Raw genomic sequence first — 18283 nt, 5'->3', positions numbered from 1 at the left:
CCCGTTATTGAAACCATGGGTTATGTTTAAATCGTTGCCATTATTCTAAAATTTTTCCCTCAACAAAAACAGATTCGATTAAATTGCTTCCAAAAGCGTAAGGAATTTGATAATATGAAGAAATAGGTTTGGTTAAAATTAAATTGGCTTTTTTGCCTTTTGTAATACTTCCATGTGTTTCTGAAAGTCCCATTGCGTATGCTCCATTTATTGTAGCAGCATTTATTGCTTCTTCTGGAGTCATTTTCATTTTGATGCAAGCCGTTGCAACGACAAAATTCATATTTCCAGATGGAGTAGAGCCAGGGTTGAAATCTGTTGCCAATGCTAAAGGTAATCCAGCTTTTATCATTTCTCGAGCTGGCGTGTACGGAATGCTTAAAAAATAAGAACAAGAAGGTAAAGCGACAGGCATTGTTTCTGTTTCTTTTAAAGCTTCAATGTCTTCTGGATTCATAACTTCAAGATGATCTACAGAAAGCGCATTAAACTTAACTCCAGCCTGAATTCCGCCAATAGAATTAAATTGATTAACGTGAATTTTTGGCTTTAAGCCGAATTCAATTCCTGCCTGCATGATTTTTTCTGTTTCTTCTACAGAAAAATAACCGCTTTCGCAGAAAACATCTACATAATCTGCTAGTCTGTTTTTAGCAATTTCAGGAATCATTTTAGTAATGATTTCGTCAATATAACCAGCTTTATTTTCTTTATAATGAGTTGGAAAAGCATGAGCGCCCAAAAAAGTAGCTTTGATTGAAATTGGATAATTTTCTGCTAGTTTTTTAATGACGCGAAGCATTTTCAGCTCGCCTTCAATCGTTAATCCGTAACCAGATTTAATTTCAACTGCTCCAGTTCCCAAATGCATTACTTCTTCTAAACGGATTTTAGATTGTTCGTAAATCTCTTCTTCAGAAGTTTCGTTTAGTTTTTTAGCCGAATTTAAAATTCCACCACCACGATTAGCGATTTCTTCATAAGAAAGTCCGTTGATTCGGTCTACAAATTCTTGTTCACGATTTCCTGCATAAACAATATGTGTGTGGCTGTCACACCAAGACGGAAGAACAACTTTTCTAGTGGCATCAATTGTTTTATCTGCTTTGATTTCAGGAAGATTTTCCATTGATCCGAAATCTTCAATCAAATTGTCTTTTAATACTAAAAAAGCATTTTTAATTGTTGGAAGTTTCGCCATTTCAGAACCCGAAACTTTAGTAATTGAAGTTTCACGAACTTGTAGCAGTTCTTGTATGTTTGTGATTAAAGTGATCATTAAATGAATTTGTTATAAAACACAAATTTCACAAATTTTCCCTTATGAATAAGTGAAAATTTGTGAAATTCGTAAAATTGTTTTTGTATTTGAATTATTCCGAAACTGTAATTTCAAATATTTTATCCCAGTATTTACCTGTAACGAAAATAGTTTTTGTAGCTGGATTGTAAGCAATACCGTTTAAAACTTCAGCATTTTTAGCTTTTAAAGATTTACGTAAACCTGAAAGATTTAAGATTTTTTCAACCGCTCCAGATTCTGGATTTACAACCGCAATAGCATCTTTCTGCCAAACATTAGCGTAGAATTTGCCGTCAATTAATTCTAATTCATTAATAGCTTTGATTTTTGAAGTTCCAGAATATACATTGATGTAATCAATTAATTTTTGAGTTGCAGGATCCATTTTCCAAATTTTCTCTGTCCCATCAGAATGATAGATGTATTTGTCATCGTGTGTCATTCCCCAGCCTTCAATGTCTTTATCGTATTTAAATGTTTTTTCTAATTTGAATGTGTTGGCATCATAAATATAGCCCGTTTTTTCCTGCCACGTTAATTGGTATATTTTGCCACCAAAAAAAGTGATTCCTTCACCAAAATATTCTTTTGGAAGATCAACTTGTTTGATCACTTTTCCTGTTTTATAATCTACTTCTCTAAAGTAAGAATCACCTTTTTGTCCTGTACTTTCAAAAAGCCTTCCGTCATGAAATTCTAATCCTTCTGTAAAAGCTGTCGTATCATGTGCAAAAGTGTTTACAATTTTATAGTTTAATAATTTAGGTTCGATGTCAGAAACAACCTCAATTCTTTTAGTTGCATCAGAAGAATCTCCACCAAAATAAACCGTAGCTTTTAGGTATTGATAACCTAATTTTTGATCTATTAATTCAAATCTAAATTCTTCAGTACCCTTTTTGCTTCCAACTTTTTTATCGTTTATGAAGTAGGCAACGCTGTCGATTTCTTTCGAATTTGGGTTTAAAATTCCAATTGTAAGCGCTTCTTTTTGCGTAAAATGAGCCGGAAAAGCTGATTCATCGATAGTAAATAAAGAATTTTCACCTTTTTTTGTATCTCCACATCCGATTAATGTGATTCCTAATAAAATGACAGCTAGGAAGTTATATTTTTTCATAGTTTAAAATTTGAATAAGGCAATATACGACGATATTTTTATAGCAACAAAGGTCTTGCAAAAATATAAAAAGGTTGTATATTTGCACCGGCAAGTCCTACACGACCAGCTCCTGCAGACTCCCCCAGGATGGGAACATAGCAAGGGTACGTGGTTGAGCGGTGCGATGTAGGTCGCTTGCCATTTTTTATTTTTTAGAATTAATTAATTTGTAATCTTCCTTCTGGAAGATTTTTTTATTTTTGGACATCTGTAAACTTAATATGAGCGAGAAACTTTCAAAAATAGTTTTAATTATTCTAGTTGTTGGCTTTGGATATCTTTTTATTAGAGGTTTTAATTATAAAAAAGAAATTAAAGAAAATCGAGGGCAAACAATTTGTAAATATACGTTCTGTAAACAATTTCCAAAATCTACTGAGGCATTTGTGAAATATTGTGTTGATGGTAAATTGTATAGAAATAGCCCAGGTGGATGTCCAGAAAACAGCAAATCTGCTTTAAATAAATATTATCTAGTAGATTATTCCACCATTAATCCGAATAAGATTATTGTGGATTTTTCTAAGGAAATTAAAGATTCAATATTGATAAAAGAGTTAGAATCTAAACTTGAATTTAAATACTGGTTAGACCATTAAAAACTTATAACTTAAAAAATGAGCAAAGTCGTTTTAATTACCGGAGGATCATCAGGAATTGGAAAATCTATTGGTGAATTTTTACATCAAAAGGGTTTCGTTGTGTACGGAACAAGCAGAAATCCTGAGAAAGTTTTAAATTCAGTTTTTCCTTTGGTTGCTTTAGATGTTCGAAATTCTGATTCTATTAAAACAGCGGTAAACAAAATTATCGAAACTTCTGGAAGATTAGATATTGTAATTAATAACGCTGGAGTTGGAATTACAGGACCTTTAGAAGAAATTCCAACAGAAGAAATTAGAAATAATTTTGAGACTAACTTTTTTGGACCAATTGAAGTTATGAAAGCTTCACTACCGCAAATGCGTAAGCAAAATTCGGGACTTATTATCAATATTACTTCGATTGCAGGTTATATGGGACTTCCTTATAGAAGTGTTTATTCTGCATCAAAAGGCGCTTTGGAATTGATTACAGAAGCTTTAAGAATGGAGGTAAAGGCTTTTGGAATCGAAATTACGAATGTGGCGCCTGGAGATTTCGCAACCAATATTGCTGCAGGACGTTATCACGCACCAGTGATTAAAGATTCGGCTTATGAAAAGGTTTATGGCGAAGTTCTAGCAACAATGAATGATCACGTGGATGCAGGAAGTAATCCAAATGAAATGGCAGAAGCGGTTTATAAAATCATTCAAACAAAAAAACCAAATGTGCATTATAAAGTGGGAGCTTTTATGCAAAAGTTTTCAATTGTTTTGAAACGAGCGCTTCCAGATAAAGTTTACGAGAAAATGTTAATGAATCACTATAAACTTTAATATTATGGATAAGTTTAATGAATTTTTACCGACTATTTTAGGAGTTTTATTTTTAGTTGTTATTTGGTTTGTAATTCGAAGAATTTTGGGTTCGGTAAGTGATAAAATCAATAATTCTGAAGCTTATAAAGAAGATACTTTGAAAGTTCTTGAAGAAATTAGAGATGAATTAAAGGAATTAAATAGAAATAATTCAAAATAATCTTAGAATTAAGTTTCTTTAGATCATCTTAGTTTAATCAAATTGTATTTTTTGATTCTTAGTTTTATAAAAACATATAAGAAAAAACTTTCTAATAGTGTAAGGTTTGTTAAAAATGTAAAAAATACACTTATTTTTAACATATAATTTTAAAATGGTTTTAATTTTAAAATCTTTATTGATATTGATTTTGTAATTTTGCAGCTAGATTTCTTTAAAAGAATTTATTTGAAGAAAATTTTTTCAAAGATATAATTACGAACAAACCATTTTTAATTAAACAAATTATGAAATTTTTTATAGACACAGCTAATTTAGCTCAAATTAAAGAAGCACAAGCTTTAGGAGTTTTGGATGGAGTAACGACTAATCCGTCATTAATGGCAAAAGAAGGTATTACCGGAAAAAACAATATCCTTAAGCATTATGTTGACATTTGCAACCTAGTAGATGGTGACGTAAGTGCTGAAGTTAACGCTCTTGACTTTGAAGGTATGGTTAAGGAAGGCGAGGAGTTAGCTGAATTGCATGAGCAGATTGTTGTAAAACTTCCTATGACTAAAGAAGGAGTTATGGCAGCAAAATACTTTTCTGATAAAGGAATTAAAACTAACGTAACTCTTGTTTTCTCTGTAGGACAAGCTTTATTGGCTGCTAAAGCTGGAGCTACTTACGTTTCTCCATTCGTTGGACGTTTAGATGATGTTTCTACTGACGGATTAAACTTGATTCAAGAAATTAGAGAGGTTTACGATAACTACGGTTACGAAACTCAAATTTTAGCAGCTTCTGTACGTCACACAATGCACATTGTTAACTGTGCTAAAATTGGTGCTGATGTTATGACTGGACCGCTTTCTGCAATTTACGGATTGTTGAAACACCCATTAACAGATATCGGTTTAGCTCAGTTTGTTGCTGACTTCGAGAAAGGAAACAAGTAATCTTTAGATACTTACAAAATAAAAATCGTCTTTTTTCTAACGAGAAGAGACGATTTTTTTTACTTTTATATTGAATCTTAAACCATTAGATATGAAAGTTATAGTGCTTATATTGTCTTTTTTTGTAGCGAGTTTTTCTGTAAACGCCCAAGCTGCTAAAGTTATTACTTCAGTAAATGAAGCGGGTGATGTTGCTACTTTTGAATTAGATTGTTCGGTTAAATTTCAAACTCTTGCCAAAGGTCTTCGCTATAATATTACCAGACATGAGTTTAAAGGCCCTGAATTAAAAAACTCGTATCGACTTTTGTTGGTTATGGACGGTTTTTATTCGAAAACATTAAATAGTGAAATGACTATTTCTGCAGTTTTAAGTGATGGAACTGTTATAGAAGCTAGAAAAACTATTGAAGATGATGGCTTTTTTGATGGCGCTTGCACACTTAAGATTAAAGATCCTCAAGCGCTTTTAAACGCAGATATTGATAAAGTAATTATTCATGCTGATAAAGATGTTGTTTACTCTTTAACGGCACAAAATAAAGCTGTCTTTAAGAAGAATTTGAGCAATATAATTAATGCTAAATAAAAGGTTGAGAGTAGCAAGGTTTAAAGGTCTTTGCTTTTTTGGAAATAAAAAATCCAAATTCCTATTGGAGTAATTGGAATTTGGATTTTTATATTGGATTTTTCTAATTTTTAGTGTCCGCCACCTTCGCTTTGTACGTGGCTGATTCCTTGTTTTTTCAAGATTTTAGGGCAGTAGAAGCCGTAGAATCCCAAATATGCAAAACCAATAAGTGGTACAATGTAAGAGAAGTGAGTGTAAGTGATACCAAAAATTCCGTTTGGATTTGTTGCGTCTAAATCACAGATACTTCCTTGAACTAATGGAATAACTCCACCTCCAAGAATCATCATGATTAAGAAAGAAGATGCTTTTCCTGTGTTTTTTCCTAAACCAGCAATTGCTAAATCGAAGATTGATGGCCACATGATAGACAAGAATAAACCTCCTGAGATAAAGAAGAATTTAGCAATTTCTGGGTTTGGCCAAGCTAATCCTAATACCATCATTGTTAATCCTGAAATTCCGAAAAGCATTAATGTTTTTCCAGCGTTTTTACCACCAACAAAACTTACAGCGATAAATAATAAAATCCAGATTGGGTAGATATAGAATGAAGAAACATCGTGTGCAGCAAAGATATTTGCTCCAATAATTACTCCAAAAGCTACAGCTGGAACGATAAATTTAAGTGCAGTATTTACTAGGTTTGAAGTGTTGAATACGTTTGCTCCACCATTCCAACGACCGATCATTAAACTTCCCCAGTACAATGCAATAAATGGTGCAACAGCGTCTTCTAGTACATTTCCGAACTCAGATGTGTGTAATAAAGCTGGTAAATTACTAATGATAGTTACCTCAGTACCTACATAAATAAAAATCCCTAACATACCCAAATATAATTGTGGATAGTCAAGAATGTTAAAACTACTGTGTTTGTCTTTAATTACTGCTTCTTCCTCTTTTACTGGATCTTCGATTTTTGAGAAATTCATAAATACAGCAACCGCAATAAAAGCCAATCCTAAAATAATAAAAGGTAATTTAATATCTTCTAAAGAAAGAGCTGTTTTTTTATTGTCTCCCATTCCAAACAAAGCGATACCTAATAAAATCGCACCGATTGTTGTTCCGAAAGAGTTGATTCCTCCAGCAAGAGTTAAACGGTGCGCTCCAGTTTCTGGACTTCCCATTTTAATTGCTAATGGATTTGCTACAATTTGCTGAATCGAGAATCCTAGTCCTACTGTAAATAAAGCTGTTAAGAAGAAAGGGAAACTTTGAATTGTAGCAGCTGGTACGAATAAAAATGAACCTACAGCAGATAAAATTAATCCTGCAGACAATGTTCTTTTGTAGCCGTATTTTTGTAAAACGTCTACTTTTAATGAAACGATGAAGAATATAATTGATCCCACAAAGTAAGCTGCATAGAAAGCCCATGCTACTAATTGTGATTGTACTTGCGATAACGTAAATACTTTTTTGAATACTGGAATCAGGATATCATTGGCAGATCCAACGAAACCCCAAAAGAAGAAAACAATTATCAAAGAGATAAATTGTCCCCATTTGGTTTGTACATTTTCTGAAGTCATAATAATGAGGTTAATTTTTTATTATTTGTTTTTTGAAGACCGTAAATATATTTGTTAGGATTATCAAAAAAAAATAAAAAGGCATAAATAATGTTAAATTTAAACCAACGACAGTGTTTTTTCAACAAAGTGTTAATTTTAACCTACTTAGAAAATGTAATTCGCAATTATATTTTATTCGAGTATCTTATTTTTGACCTCTTTGCTGTAGTTTCGGCCTATTGGAATGTTATAAGATTGTATTTGCACACGGTTTCCTTCAATAGATTTCACCTTATTTAGTGCAATTACATAAGATTTATGAATTCTAAGGAAGCGATCTGCAGGTAATTCTTCAGATAATGATGTAAGAGATTTATGCGTAATATAGGTTTTATCAGGAGTAACGACTTTTATATATTCCTTCATTCCTTCAACAAATAGAATTTCTTCAATATTAATTTTCATCATTTTTTTATCGACTTTAATAAAAATATGAGAATCTCCTTTTGTGGTTTCTACTTTAATATTGTTTTTGAGATTGTACTCAGTTGTAATTTTATTGATGCATTTTATAAATCTTGGAAGCGGAATTGGTTTTACCAAATAATCTAATACATCGAGATCATAACTTTCGGCAGCAAATTCTCTAAAAGCGGTTGTGATAATTACTTTGGTTTTGCTTTCAATTAGACTTATAAGTTCAAAACCTGTCATCATTGGCATGTTGATATCTAAAAAGACAGCATCAACAGCGGTACTATTGATAAAATCTAGCGCCTCTAAAGAGTTATTGAATGTTGCTATAACTTCAAAATCTGTAAAATTGGTAAAATAATTTTGCAGGACTTTAATAGCTAAAGGCTCATCATCAATTAACACGCATTTAATCTTCATTCTGAGTAGGTATTTGTAATCTAATTATGTAGAAATTTAATTTGGTTTTTTGTTTAAGACTAAAATTGCTTTTATAAATGAGCTTTAGCCTTTTTTTGGTATTTGTTAAACCAATACCTTTTTTTGAACTATCATTTTGTGAAATTACAAAATTATTTAAGATTTCAAAATCGAGTATTTTGTTGTCGATAACTTTACAATTGATTTTTATTTTTAAATTTTTATTATTTACTCCCCCATGTTTAAAGGCATTTTCTACCAATGAAATAAAAATTAGTGGAGGAACAACTACATCTTCAATATTTGATTCTAGATTTATTGTCACTTCGACATTTTCAAAACGAAGTTTTTCTATTTCAATATAATTTTGAATATAATCAATTTCTTTAATTAATGGAACAAACTTGGTTCCTTTTACATCATATAAGACATATTCCATTAAGTTGGAAAGTTTAATTATTACATCTGGAACTTTCTTTGAAGACTCTAACGACAGCGCATATAAATTGTTTAAGGTATTGAAAAAGAAATGTGGCTGAATTTGATTTTCAAGGTATTTCAATTTAATCTTAAACTGATTTTCTCGTAAAGACCTATTTCTTTCGCGTTCTCTCAACCAAGTTAAAGTAAGATAAACTGAAGAAGCCATTGCCAAAACATACAACTCTCCAATACAAACTGCAACAATATGATTGATTTCAAACGGATGATATTCTCTATTGGCTTCTGGCCAGATATTTTCGGAAATAATATAATAGGTGAGAGCAGTCTTCGCTAAATAAATTGCAAATAAACTCAGAAGTAATAAAAATGTATAGGTAATATATTTTTGCTTTAATACATACTTTGGAACTAAAACGAATAAATTAAGATATACTAAAGGTATAACAAGTGAAAATTCGATTAAATTGGATTTGAATGCATAAGGATAATCATTGAAATAAGCTCCCCATCTTAAAAAATTCAAAGTAAAATATACTCCCCAAAACCATATATGGTTTCGCAGTTTAATATCAAATTTAACTTTCTTAATTTCTTTCAATTGGTTTTAAGATATTTAGCAATTTTAGTTTTTCTTAACAATATGTAAATAAAGTGCAACTTTAAACAATTAACTGCAAAGTGACAATTTTTTTGAATAAAATTTCGCAAAAAAAGGATATTGGTGCTTTATTTTTCGTGTAGAACGTTTTCGTAAAACGTATTATTGAATGATTTATGTCGTTCGTTTAAATTTTGTTGTCGTTGGTTTAATTTATTTTTTTTAACAATGCCTTAAGAATAATTTTACCTCATAACTAACAAAATAAAATAAACATGAAAAAAATTTTCTTAATCTTTATGATTGTTTTTACTGCGCAAGTTTCGCTTGCACAAGTAAAAAGTGTCAAGGGTGTGATTACAGATTCTGAGGGTATGCCATTACCAGGAGCTTCTGTTGCTGTACAAGGAGGTCAAAAGGGAACAACTACCGATTTTGACGGATTGTATACAATTGAAGTTCAAAAAGGTCAAAGTTTAGTTTTCACATATGTAGGGCTAGAAACTCAGACTATCGTTGTAGGAGATGTGGCAACAATTAATGTGAAAATGGTTCAGGCAGTATCTAACGCATTAAATGAGGTAGTTGTAACTTCTTTAGGTGTTAAGAAAACAAGAAAATCTTTGACTTATGCAGCTCAGGAACTTAAAGGGGAAGAGTTGACTCGTGTTAAAGATGCTAACTTAATTAATACTGTTGCTGGTAAGATTGCTGGTGTAGCTGTAACAAAAAGTTCATCTGGACTTGGTGGATCTACAAAAGTTGTAATTCGTGGAAATTCATCTTTCGTAAATAATCAGCCTTTGTACGTTATCGATGGTATTCCATTAGTTAGCTCTGGAGCTGCGCAGCCAAATGGAACATTTGGGGATTTAGCTGGGGGTAACCGTGATGGAGGAGACATCACTTCATTAATCAATCCTGATGATTATGATGGAATGACAGTTCTTAAAGGTGCTGCAGCTTCTGTTTTATATGGTTCTCAAGGAGCAAATGGTGTAGTTTTACTTTCTTCTAAAAAAGCAAAAGCAGGTTCGGAAACTTTTAATGTGAACTCTGTAACAAATTTTGATTCTGCTGCATATTTGCCAGAATTTCAATCAGATTATACATCAGATCCTGGAGATTCAAGATCTTGGGGAGCTAAACAAAAAGTTCAAGGTGGTGTTAAAGATTTCTTTACTACAGGGGTAACTCAAATTACATCAATGTCTTTCTCTAAAGCTACTGATGGTAATTCTACAAGTTTAACTTACGCTAATACAGATGCTTCTGGAATTATTCCTGGAAATCATTTAAAGAAAAACAATTTTGGAGTTCGTCAGACAGGTAAATTTTTTGATGATAGACTTAGCGTAGCTGTAACTGGAAATTATGTTGTTCAAGAAATTGATAATAGACCAGTAAACGGTTTGTATTTTAACCCAATTGCTGGGGTTTATAGTCATCCAAGAGCTTTTAGCTTGAATGATTTAAAAAATTATGAGGTTTATGATCCAACAAGAAACATGATGGTACAAAATTATCCTGGTTTTGCTACTGTAAATGAAAGTAATGAAAATCCATATTGGCAGATAAACAGACAAAAATCTGTAGATGCTAATAATTTCTTCAATGGTTCAATTGCTTTAGATTATAAATTAACAGATTGGTTTCATTTAACTGGAAGATATAGCTATAATAGAAGCGAGAGTAATTTCCAAAAAGAAATGTTTGCTACTTCAGCAACTTCATTAGTACATACAAATGGTAGATTTCTTAATACAACTTCTATAGTTACGCAAAATTATGCTGATATATTAGGTCTTATCAATACAAAAATTTCAGACGATTTTTCATTTAATGGAACAATTGGTGCGAGTATTAATAACGGTAAAACTGCCGGTGTAACTCTTGATTCTGGAATTGGAGGAGGATTGGTTTTTGCGAATATTTTTACTTTAGGAAATTTTGTTAATAACAACGCTAATGTACAGACAGCATATCAAAGAGAAGTACAATCTGTATTTGCTGCTACAACTTTTGGCTATAAAGATTATTTATTCTTAGATGTTGCTGCAAGAAATGATTGGTCTTCTACTTTAAGTAATACAGATACACCAAGTTATTTTTATCCTTCTGTTGGTCTTACTGGTATTCTTAGTGATATGTTTACTATGCCAGAGGCTATTAGCTTTGGAAAAGTTAGAGCTACTTATGCACAAGTTGGTAACGATATCTCTGCATTCATTACAAATCCTACTGTCACTATTGTGGCAGGAAATATTGTGGGAGCAAATGGACCAATTCCAGGAACTACTTTGAAACCAGAATTAAAATCTGAGGTTGAATTAGGTACGGAGTGGAGATTCTCTAATAATAGATTCGGATTTGAATTTTCTTATTACAATTCAGAGACAAAAAATCAATTAATGACAGTTCCTGCTCCATCAACAAATCAAAATGGTTATATCAATTATGTGATCAATGCTGGTAGTATTACTAACAAAGGGTTTGAAGCTGTTGTATTTGCTGATGTTATTAGAGGAGATAAATTTACTTGGAATACAAGCTTAAATTACTCTCAAAATAAGAACACTGTAAATGATATTCCTGCTGATCAAGGAGAAGGAGGAAGAATTACACTTACAGATCCAGGATCAAATACTTACAGATATGCATTAATTGAAGGAAGACCTTTTGGAGTTATTGAAGGTGTTAATTTAAAGAAAGATGCACAAGGAAGAATATTAATTAATGATGGTGTTATTCAAAGAACAGATTGGGAAGAAGTTGGTAATTCAAATCCTGACTTTATGTTAGGATGGTCTAACACATTTAAACTCGGAGCATTTACAGCTAATGTATTATTAGATGGACGTTTTGGAGGAGAAGTTCTAAGTTTAACTCAAGCTATTAATGATCAAAATGGAGTTTCTAAAGCTTCTGGAGATGCTAGAAATGCAGGTGGAGTTAAAATTAACGCAGTGAATGAAGTAACAGGAGCACCAATAACTACTATGGATGCTAAAGATTACTACAACCAAGTTGGAGGTAGAAATGGGGTTAGTGGTGAATATGTTTACGATGCTACCAACGTTAGTGTTAGAGAGGTATCTATAGGATACACTTTCAAGAAAGATAAATTACCATTCGTACAATCTGCAACTATCTCATTAATTGCAAGAAACTTATTCTTTATCTACAAAGATGCTCCATTTGATCCAAACGTAGCATTAAGTACAGGAGAAGGTTTACAAGGAGTTGATGTATTTGGTTTACCATCTACAAGAAGTATTGGTCTTAATTTAAACGTAACTTTCTAATCTTACAATCATGACAATAAATAAATTAAAAAGAACAGCATTATGCTTCTCTTTACTTGCAGCGTTTAGTTGTACAGATAAATTTGAGGAGATAAATACAAACCCAGAAGGGGCTACGACAGGTCAAATCGAACAAGACTATAACAATATTAAAAGTTTATTTAAACCTTCTTTTAGTAGAATTTTTATTTCTGATGTTACTTGGCAATATCAAATTCAGCAAAGTTTACAAGCAGATGGTTGGTCAGGTTACATGATTACTCCTGTTCCTTTTGGAACTCAGAATAATTACGATTATGCTTTAAATCCAGGATGGAATGGTTATGCATGGGATGTAGCTTACTTAGATATTGTGTCTAATATGTACAAAGTAAAGCAAAGAACCGAAGGTAAATTTGATCAATTTTATGCATGGTCTCTAATTATTAAAGTGGCGCAGATGCAGAGAATCACAGACATGTATGGTCCTGCAGTTTATTCTAAATTTGGTGATTTAGGAGCAGTTCTTTATGATTCTCAAAAAGATATTTATACGCAAATGTTTAAAGATTTGGACTTTGCAGTAGCTGAGTTGACTAAGAGAGTAGAAGCAAATGAAGCATCAGCTTTCATAGGAACAGATCAATCGGTGTATGATGGGAAATATGATCAGTGGGTTAAATTTGCAAATTCACTTCGTTTGAGAATGGCTATGCGTGTTGTAAAAGTAGATCCTGCTTTAGCTAAAACGGAAGCAGAAAAAGCAGTTTCGCATTCAATTGGTGTTTTCAAAACGAATGCAGACGTCATGAAAGTAAAACCAACCGTAAACCTTGACGTTATTGATGTAATGAGCCATTCATGGGTTGGTTTATTTATGGGAGCAGATATGCAGTCTATCTTAGGCGGTTATGAAGATCCTCGTATTGCTAAATATTGGAATACGGCAGAAATTACACCTGGTCAGTACGCGTCTATTAGAAATGGAGTTACCTATCCTACAGGTACTACTTATGCGAAATTTTCACAAACAGGACCTAGAACTAAAACTGGTGAAGTTACTTGGATGACTACTGCGGAGGTTTATTTCTTAAGAGCAGAAGGTGCTTTAAGAGGTTGGAACATGGGTGGAACTGGTAAAGAATTGTATGAAGCAGGTATTGCGGCATCTTTTGAAGAAAATGGTGTTAATGGAGCATCTGCTTACGCGGCAGACAATACTAAAAAACCTCTTGATTATGTAGATCCGTTATTTCCAGCAAATAATACTCCTGCAGTTTCTAAAGTTACAGTTGCATGGGGAACTACTAATGAAGAGAACCTTGAAAAAATTATTACTCAGAAATGGATTGCTACATACCCTGATGGACAAGAGGCTTGGTCTGAGTATAGAAGAACAGGTTATCCAAAATTATTCAGAATTGCAAACAATAGAAGTGGAGGCCTAATTACTACAGAATTTGGAGTAAGAAGATTACCATTTGCACAATCTGAAGTTGCAAATAACCCTAGTGGGGTTGAGTCTGGAGTTGCAGCATTAGGAGGGTTAGATAACGGAGGCACTAGACTTTGGTGGGATGTTAATAAAGCAAACTTCTAAGAGAAAAAACAACGATATTAAGTTTGGTTAGTAGTATGGTATAGATTGCGAAAGTGGTCTATACCATTCTTAAAATCAAAATGGTAATTACTACAAAAAAAGAAAAGAAATGAAAAGTGCTTTAGAAATAAAACCTGATATCAGTTACAAAAGCGCGGGAAAATTTGAAGAAACTCGATTTGAAAAAATTCATAATGAGATCTTCAAAAGTTCTATTGAAGCCTCTGTAATTGTAGCACAGGAAATTGCGCAGCTAATTAGATCTAAGCAGGAAAAAAATAAAGCTTGTGTTTTAGGTTTGGCAACAGGTTCTTCTCCGATAAAAGTTTATGAGGAACTAGTGAGAATGTACAGAGAAGAAGGACTAAGTTTTAGCAATGTAATCACTTTTAATTTGGATGAATATTATCCGATGACTAAAGAGAACAATCAGAGCTATCATTATTTCATGCATGAACATCTTTTTAATCATATTGATATCAAACCTGAAAATATTAATATTCCAGACGGTACAATAGCAATTGATGAAATAAATCAATACTGTATCGATTATGAAATGAATATTAAAAATGCAGGAGGACTTGATTTTCAATTATTAGGAATTGGCCGTACAGGACACGTTGGTTTTAACGAACCAGGTTCTCACATCAATTCTGGAACTCGAATTATTACATTAGATCACATTACAAGAGTCGATGCTTCATCTGCTTTTAATGGTATTGATAATGTGCCGAAACGCGCCATAACAATGGGAGTTTCAACTATTATGAGATCAAAACGTATTGTTTTGATGGCTTGGGGACAAAATAAAGCAGATATCATTAAAAGAACTATTCAAGGTGATATCAGTTCAGAAATACCAGCTACATTTTTACAAAATCATCCAAATGCAACTTTCGTTTTAGATCAGTCAGCTGCTACCGAATTAACTCGTTTTAAAACTCCTTGGTTAGTTGGAGAATGTCTTTGGACGCCTGAAATGAAAAGTAAGGCGATTGTTTGGCTCTGCCAAAAAACAAAACAATCAATTTTAAAATTGACAGACCGTGATTACAACAACAACGGAATGTCAGATCTTTTGGCTCAAGAAGGTTCTGCTTACGATATGAACATCAATATGTTTAATATTTTACAGCATACTATTACTGGATGGCCAGGAGGAAAACCAAACACAGATGATTCTCATCGTCCAGAAAGGGCAAATCCGGCAAAAAAGAGAGTAATTCTTTTTAGTCCACATCCAGATGACGATGTTATTTCTATGGGAGGAACATTTTCAAAATTAATCAAACAAGGACACGATGTTCATGTGGTGTACCAGACTTCGGGAAATATCGCTGTTTCAGATGATGAAGCATTAAAATTTGCAGAAGTGGCAAGTGATTTTGTTGGAAATGAAAAAGCTGATATCAATTTCAAATCGGTTATCGAATTTTTAAACAATAAATCAGAAAACCAAATTGATTCTTTGGAAGTTCGAAAATTAAAAGGATTGATTAGAAGAAGAGAATCTTACGGAGCAACTAGATATATTGGTTTGAAAGATGAAAACACACACTTTTTAGATCTTCCTTTTTATGAAACAGGACAAGTTAAAAAGAATCCGTTAGGACCAGAAGATATTGCTATTGTAAAAAATATTATTGCAAAAATAAAACCACATCAAGTTTTTGCTGCTGGAGATCTTGCAGATCCACATGGAACACATGAAGTTTGCTTGAATGCCATTTTTGCAGCACTAAAAGAACTTAAACCAGAACCTTACATGAAGGACTGTTGGTTATGGCTTTATAGAGGAGCTTGGCACGAATGGGATATTCATGAAATTGATATGGCAGTTCCGTTGAGTCCTTCAGAGGTTTTATTAAAACGTCATGCCATTTTACATCACCAATCTCAAAAAGATAGAGTAATGTTTCAAGGTAATGATTCTCGAGAATTTTGGGTTAGAGCAGAGGATCGAAACAAGAATACAGCCATCTTATATGATGAATTAGGTTTGGCAGAATATGAAGCAATTGAAGCCTTTAAACGTTTTGATTACTAAGTGTTTATGATTTGTTTTTGAATGAATCAAATGACAAAATTCAGTTGATTACTGATAAAAGTGAGGTAATGCAGAAGTCATTCTGAATTTTGTCTTTTTTTATATAAATTGGGATACTTATTAAAAACTATCCAACCAAAAAAAAGAAAAATGAAATATTTATTTGTACTATTATTTGCAGGTATATCGGCAGGTGCTCAAGTCCAAAAAGAGCAATTGAATCTTATGCCTTGGCCTCAGAATGTTGTTATTAATGAAGGTAATTTTAATTTAACTAAAAATTTTAAAGTAAACATTACAGGTAATCCCAATCCAAGAATATTTGGTGGAGTAACTCGTTTTTTGCGCCGTTTAGATGGTAGAACAGGTATATTTTTTGAGCAAGGTTTTATAACCAAATTAAATGAAGTTCCAAATGCAGAATTACAAATCAATTGTACTAAAAGTGGTAAAATTGGTTTGTATGAAGATGAAAGTTATCATTTAGATATTACTTCAGGCAAAATCACTTTAAATGCATCAAGTGATTTAGGTGCTTTACATGGTTTGGAGACATTACTGCAAATGCTTCAAAACAACTCAACTTCTTTTTATTTTCCAACTTCAAAAATTTCAGATTTTCCAAGATTCACTTGGAGAGGTTTAATGGTTGATGCTTCCAGACATTTTCAGCCAATTGACGTAATCAAAAGAAATATTGATGCATTGGCAGCAATGAAAATGAATGTTTTTCACTGGCATTTGGTTGATGATCAAGGCTGGAGAATCGAAATGAAAAAACATCCAAAGTTTACAGAATTGGCTTCGGATGGAATGTATTACACACAAGAGGAAATTAAAAATATCGTAAAATATGCTGATGAGCGCGGTATTTTAATTGTTCCTGAAATAGATGTTCCTGGTCACGGATCTGCAATTTTAACAGCTTATCCAGAAATTGGAAGTAAAGTAATTACACTGAATGGTGGAACATCCGAAAAAAATATTCAAGGTACAGCAATCGCTACCTATGGAGTTGAAAGAAATGCTGGAATTTTTACTCCAACATTAGATCCTTCAAATCCTAAAACATACCAATTATTAAGTGAAGTTTTTGATGAGGTTTGCCCATTATTTCCTGGTGCCTATTTCCATATTGGAGGGGATGAAAACGAAGGAAAAGATTGGGATGCAAATCCAAAAATTCAAGAATTCAAAAAGAAACATAATTTAAGGACCAATCATGAATTGCAAACTTATTTCACGATGCAATTGGCACCAATGTTAAAGAAACATGGAAAACAATTAATGGGTTGGGAAGAAATTTTGACCAAAGATTTGTCTAAAGAAGCCATTGTGCATTCTTGGAGAGGTCCAAATGAAGGAATGGCGGCAGGACAATCTTTAGTAGATGCAGTTAAAAAAGGATACAAAACAGTTTTATCAAACGGCTACTATATTGATTTGATGTATCCAATTGCAAGTCATTACCTAAATGATCCGATGCCAAAAGGAGCGAACTTGACAAGCGATGAAAAAGCAAGAATTTTGGGTGGCGAAGCGACAATGTGGACAGAATTAGTTACACCTGCAACAATAGATTCAAGAATTTGGCCAAGAACAGCTGCAATTGCTGAAAGACTATGGTCAGCAGAAGATATAGTTGATGTTGAAAATATGCGTAAACGTTTAGAGACTGTTTCTTTTAGATTAGAAGAATTAGGTATTACGCACATTCGCAACAAAGATGTGATTTTAAGAAATATAGCAAACAATCAAAGTATTCAATCGCTAGAAGAATTTTCTAAAGTAAGCGAACCATTAAAAGGATATACTCGTAACAAAGGAGGAACAGAGTACCAAATGTATTCTCCATTTACATTGTTTGCAGATGCTTGCGGGCCAGATGCGAAAGACGCTTTAGCATTTGATGCTGCAGTAACTCAATATTTAGCTAATAAATCAGCAGATAATAAATCCAGAGTAGCTTCATTTTTCAATAAGTGGATTACTGTTCATAAAGATTTAACTGCACTAAGTGCAAATGCACCATTAGTACAGCCAATATTACCATTATCTAAAAAACTAAATGATGCTTCTCAAGAATTATTATTGGTTTTAGATAATAAATCGACTTTAAAATCAGAAGATCTAAAAAAATTGATAGATCAATGTAATACAAAAGATCATGCAGATGTTGAACTATCTGTTTATGAGAGTTTAAAAAAATTACTTTAAGGTTTGGTTTGAATTA

The 18283-nt window shown here is 32.6% G+C and carries 14 protein-coding genes and 1 other RNA gene; 10 read left to right on the top strand and 5 right to left on the bottom strand.

The window, feature by feature from the left end; genetic code table 11:
- Positions 1 to 40: 40 nt before the first annotated feature.
- Both hutI and OD917_RS00145 read right to left on the bottom strand, forming a co-directional pair.
- On the bottom strand, positions 41 to 1279 hold the full coding sequence (gene hutI, locus OD917_RS00150) for an imidazolonepropionase (protein ID WP_263521529.1): 1239 nt from the start codon (positions 1277 to 1279) through the stop codon (positions 41 to 43).
- A 94-nt stretch (positions 1280 to 1373) separates the two neighbouring features.
- Positions 1374 to 2423 (bottom strand): glutaminyl-peptide cyclotransferase, encoded by a 1050-nt coding sequence (locus OD917_RS00145; RefSeq protein WP_263521528.1) that lies wholly within the window; start codon positions 2421 to 2423, stop codon positions 1374 to 1376.
- Between the two features lie 88 nt (positions 2424 to 2511).
- Here OD917_RS00145 and ffs point away from each other — a divergent pair.
- The 6 genes from ffs to OD917_RS00115 all read left to right on the top strand — a co-directional run bounded on the left by ffs (position 2512) and on the right by OD917_RS00115 (position 5621).
- An RNA gene (ffs, locus tag OD917_RS00140) (signal recognition particle sRNA small type) lies at positions 2512 to 2609 on the top strand.
- Positions 2610 to 2686: 77 nt separating this feature from the next.
- A complete protein-coding gene (locus tag OD917_RS00135; RefSeq protein ID WP_263521527.1) occupies positions 2687 to 3064 on the top strand; it encodes a hypothetical protein in 378 nt (125 codons plus the stop codon).
- An 18-nt stretch (positions 3065 to 3082) separates the two neighbouring features.
- A complete protein-coding gene (locus tag OD917_RS00130) occupies positions 3083 to 3886 on the top strand; it encodes an SDR family oxidoreductase (RefSeq protein ID WP_263521526.1) in 804 nt (267 codons plus the stop codon).
- Between the two features lie 4 nt (positions 3887 to 3890).
- The gene (locus tag OD917_RS00125; protein WP_263521525.1) at positions 3891 to 4088 is read left to right on the top strand and encodes a hypothetical protein; all 198 of its coding nucleotides are present in this window, start codon (positions 3891 to 3893) and stop codon (positions 4086 to 4088) included.
- A 287-nt stretch (positions 4089 to 4375) separates the two neighbouring features.
- Positions 4376 to 5032 (top strand): fructose-6-phosphate aldolase, encoded by a 657-nt coding sequence (gene fsa / locus OD917_RS00120; protein ID WP_111285224.1) that lies wholly within the window; start codon positions 4376 to 4378, stop codon positions 5030 to 5032.
- Positions 5033 to 5123: 91 nt separating this feature from the next.
- On the top strand, positions 5124 to 5621 hold the full coding sequence (locus OD917_RS00115; protein ID WP_263521524.1) for a hypothetical protein: 498 nt from the start codon (positions 5124 to 5126) through the stop codon (positions 5619 to 5621).
- Positions 5622 to 5731: 110 nt separating this feature from the next.
- Here OD917_RS00115 and OD917_RS00110 read toward each other — a convergent pair whose 3' ends face one another.
- The 3 genes from OD917_RS00110 to OD917_RS00100 form a co-directional block, all read right to left on the bottom strand.
- The gene (locus tag OD917_RS00110) at positions 5732 to 7201 is read right to left on the bottom strand and encodes an MFS transporter (protein ID WP_263521523.1); all 1470 of its coding nucleotides are present in this window, start codon (positions 7199 to 7201) and stop codon (positions 5732 to 5734) included.
- 174 nt (positions 7202 to 7375) lie between these two features.
- A complete protein-coding gene (locus OD917_RS00105; RefSeq protein ID WP_057116473.1) occupies positions 7376 to 8077 on the bottom strand; it encodes a LytR/AlgR family response regulator transcription factor in 702 nt (233 codons plus the stop codon).
- Positions 8067 to 9119 carry a sensor histidine kinase gene (locus OD917_RS00100; protein ID WP_263521522.1) on the bottom strand — a complete coding sequence of 351 codons (1053 nt, stop codon included), beginning with the start codon at positions 9117 to 9119 and terminating at the stop codon, positions 8067 to 8069. The genes OD917_RS00105 and OD917_RS00100 overlap by 11 nt, the downstream gene beginning before the upstream one ends.
- 275 nt (positions 9120 to 9394) lie before the next feature.
- Here OD917_RS00100 and OD917_RS00095 point away from each other — a divergent pair, with 275 nt between their 5' ends.
- From OD917_RS00095 to OD917_RS00080, 4 genes are all read left to right on the top strand, one after another.
- Positions 9395 to 12424: a SusC/RagA family TonB-linked outer membrane protein gene (locus tag OD917_RS00095; protein ID WP_263521521.1), complete on the top strand. Its 3030-nt coding sequence runs from the start codon at positions 9395 to 9397 to the stop codon at positions 12422 to 12424.
- 10 nt (positions 12425 to 12434) lie between these two features.
- Positions 12435 to 14003 carry a RagB/SusD family nutrient uptake outer membrane protein gene (locus OD917_RS00090; protein ID WP_263521520.1) on the top strand — a complete coding sequence of 523 codons (1569 nt, stop codon included), beginning with the start codon at positions 12435 to 12437 and terminating at the stop codon, positions 14001 to 14003.
- A gap of 109 nt (positions 14004 to 14112) precedes the next feature.
- Positions 14113 to 16050, top strand: a complete 1938-nt coding sequence (gene nagB, locus OD917_RS00085) for a glucosamine-6-phosphate deaminase (RefSeq protein WP_263521519.1) — start codon at positions 14113 to 14115, stop codon at positions 16048 to 16050.
- 150 nt (positions 16051 to 16200) lie between these two features.
- Positions 16201 to 18267, top strand: a complete 2067-nt coding sequence (locus OD917_RS00080) for a beta-N-acetylhexosaminidase (protein WP_263521518.1) — start codon at positions 16201 to 16203, stop codon at positions 18265 to 18267.
- The last annotated feature ends 16 nt before the right edge of the window (positions 18268 to 18283 follow it).

This window comes from Flavobacterium sp. SH_e (assembly GCF_025717045.1).
GTDB lineage: Bacteria > Bacteroidota > Bacteroidia > Flavobacteriales > Flavobacteriaceae > Flavobacterium.
The sequence above is the reverse complement of the archived record's forward strand: the minus strand, read 5'-3'. Positions and strand labels throughout refer to the sequence as shown.

Coding starts and splice junctions, on each gene's coding strand:
- hutI (WP_263521529.1), bottom strand. CDS start 1,279: ATGATCACTTTAATCACAAACATACAAGAACTGCTACAAGTTCGTGAA.
- OD917_RS00145 (WP_263521528.1), bottom strand. CDS start 2,423: ATGAAAAAATATAACTTCCTAGCTGTCATTTTATTAGGAATCACATTA.
- OD917_RS00135 (WP_263521527.1), top strand. CDS start 2,687: ATGAGCGAGAAACTTTCAAAAATAGTTTTAATTATTCTAGTTGTTGGC.
- OD917_RS00130 (WP_263521526.1), top strand. CDS start 3,083: ATGAGCAAAGTCGTTTTAATTACCGGAGGATCATCAGGAATTGGAAAA.
- OD917_RS00125 (WP_263521525.1), top strand. CDS start 3,891: ATGGATAAGTTTAATGAATTTTTACCGACTATTTTAGGAGTTTTATTT.
- fsa (WP_111285224.1), top strand. CDS start 4,376: ATGAAATTTTTTATAGACACAGCTAATTTAGCTCAAATTAAAGAAGCA.
- OD917_RS00115 (WP_263521524.1), top strand. CDS start 5,124: ATGAAAGTTATAGTGCTTATATTGTCTTTTTTTGTAGCGAGTTTTTCT.
- OD917_RS00110 (WP_263521523.1), bottom strand. CDS start 7,201: ATGACTTCAGAAAATGTACAAACCAAATGGGGACAATTTATCTCTTTG.
- OD917_RS00105 (WP_057116473.1), bottom strand. CDS start 8,077: ATGAAGATTAAATGCGTGTTAATTGATGATGAGCCTTTAGCTATTAAA.
- OD917_RS00095 (WP_263521521.1), top strand. CDS start 9,395: ATGAAAAAAATTTTCTTAATCTTTATGATTGTTTTTACTGCGCAAGTT.
- OD917_RS00090 (WP_263521520.1), top strand. CDS start 12,435: ATGACAATAAATAAATTAAAAAGAACAGCATTATGCTTCTCTTTACTT.
- nagB (WP_263521519.1), top strand. CDS start 14,113: ATGAAAAGTGCTTTAGAAATAAAACCTGATATCAGTTACAAAAGCGCG.
- OD917_RS00080 (WP_263521518.1), top strand. CDS start 16,201: ATGAAATATTTATTTGTACTATTATTTGCAGGTATATCGGCAGGTGCT.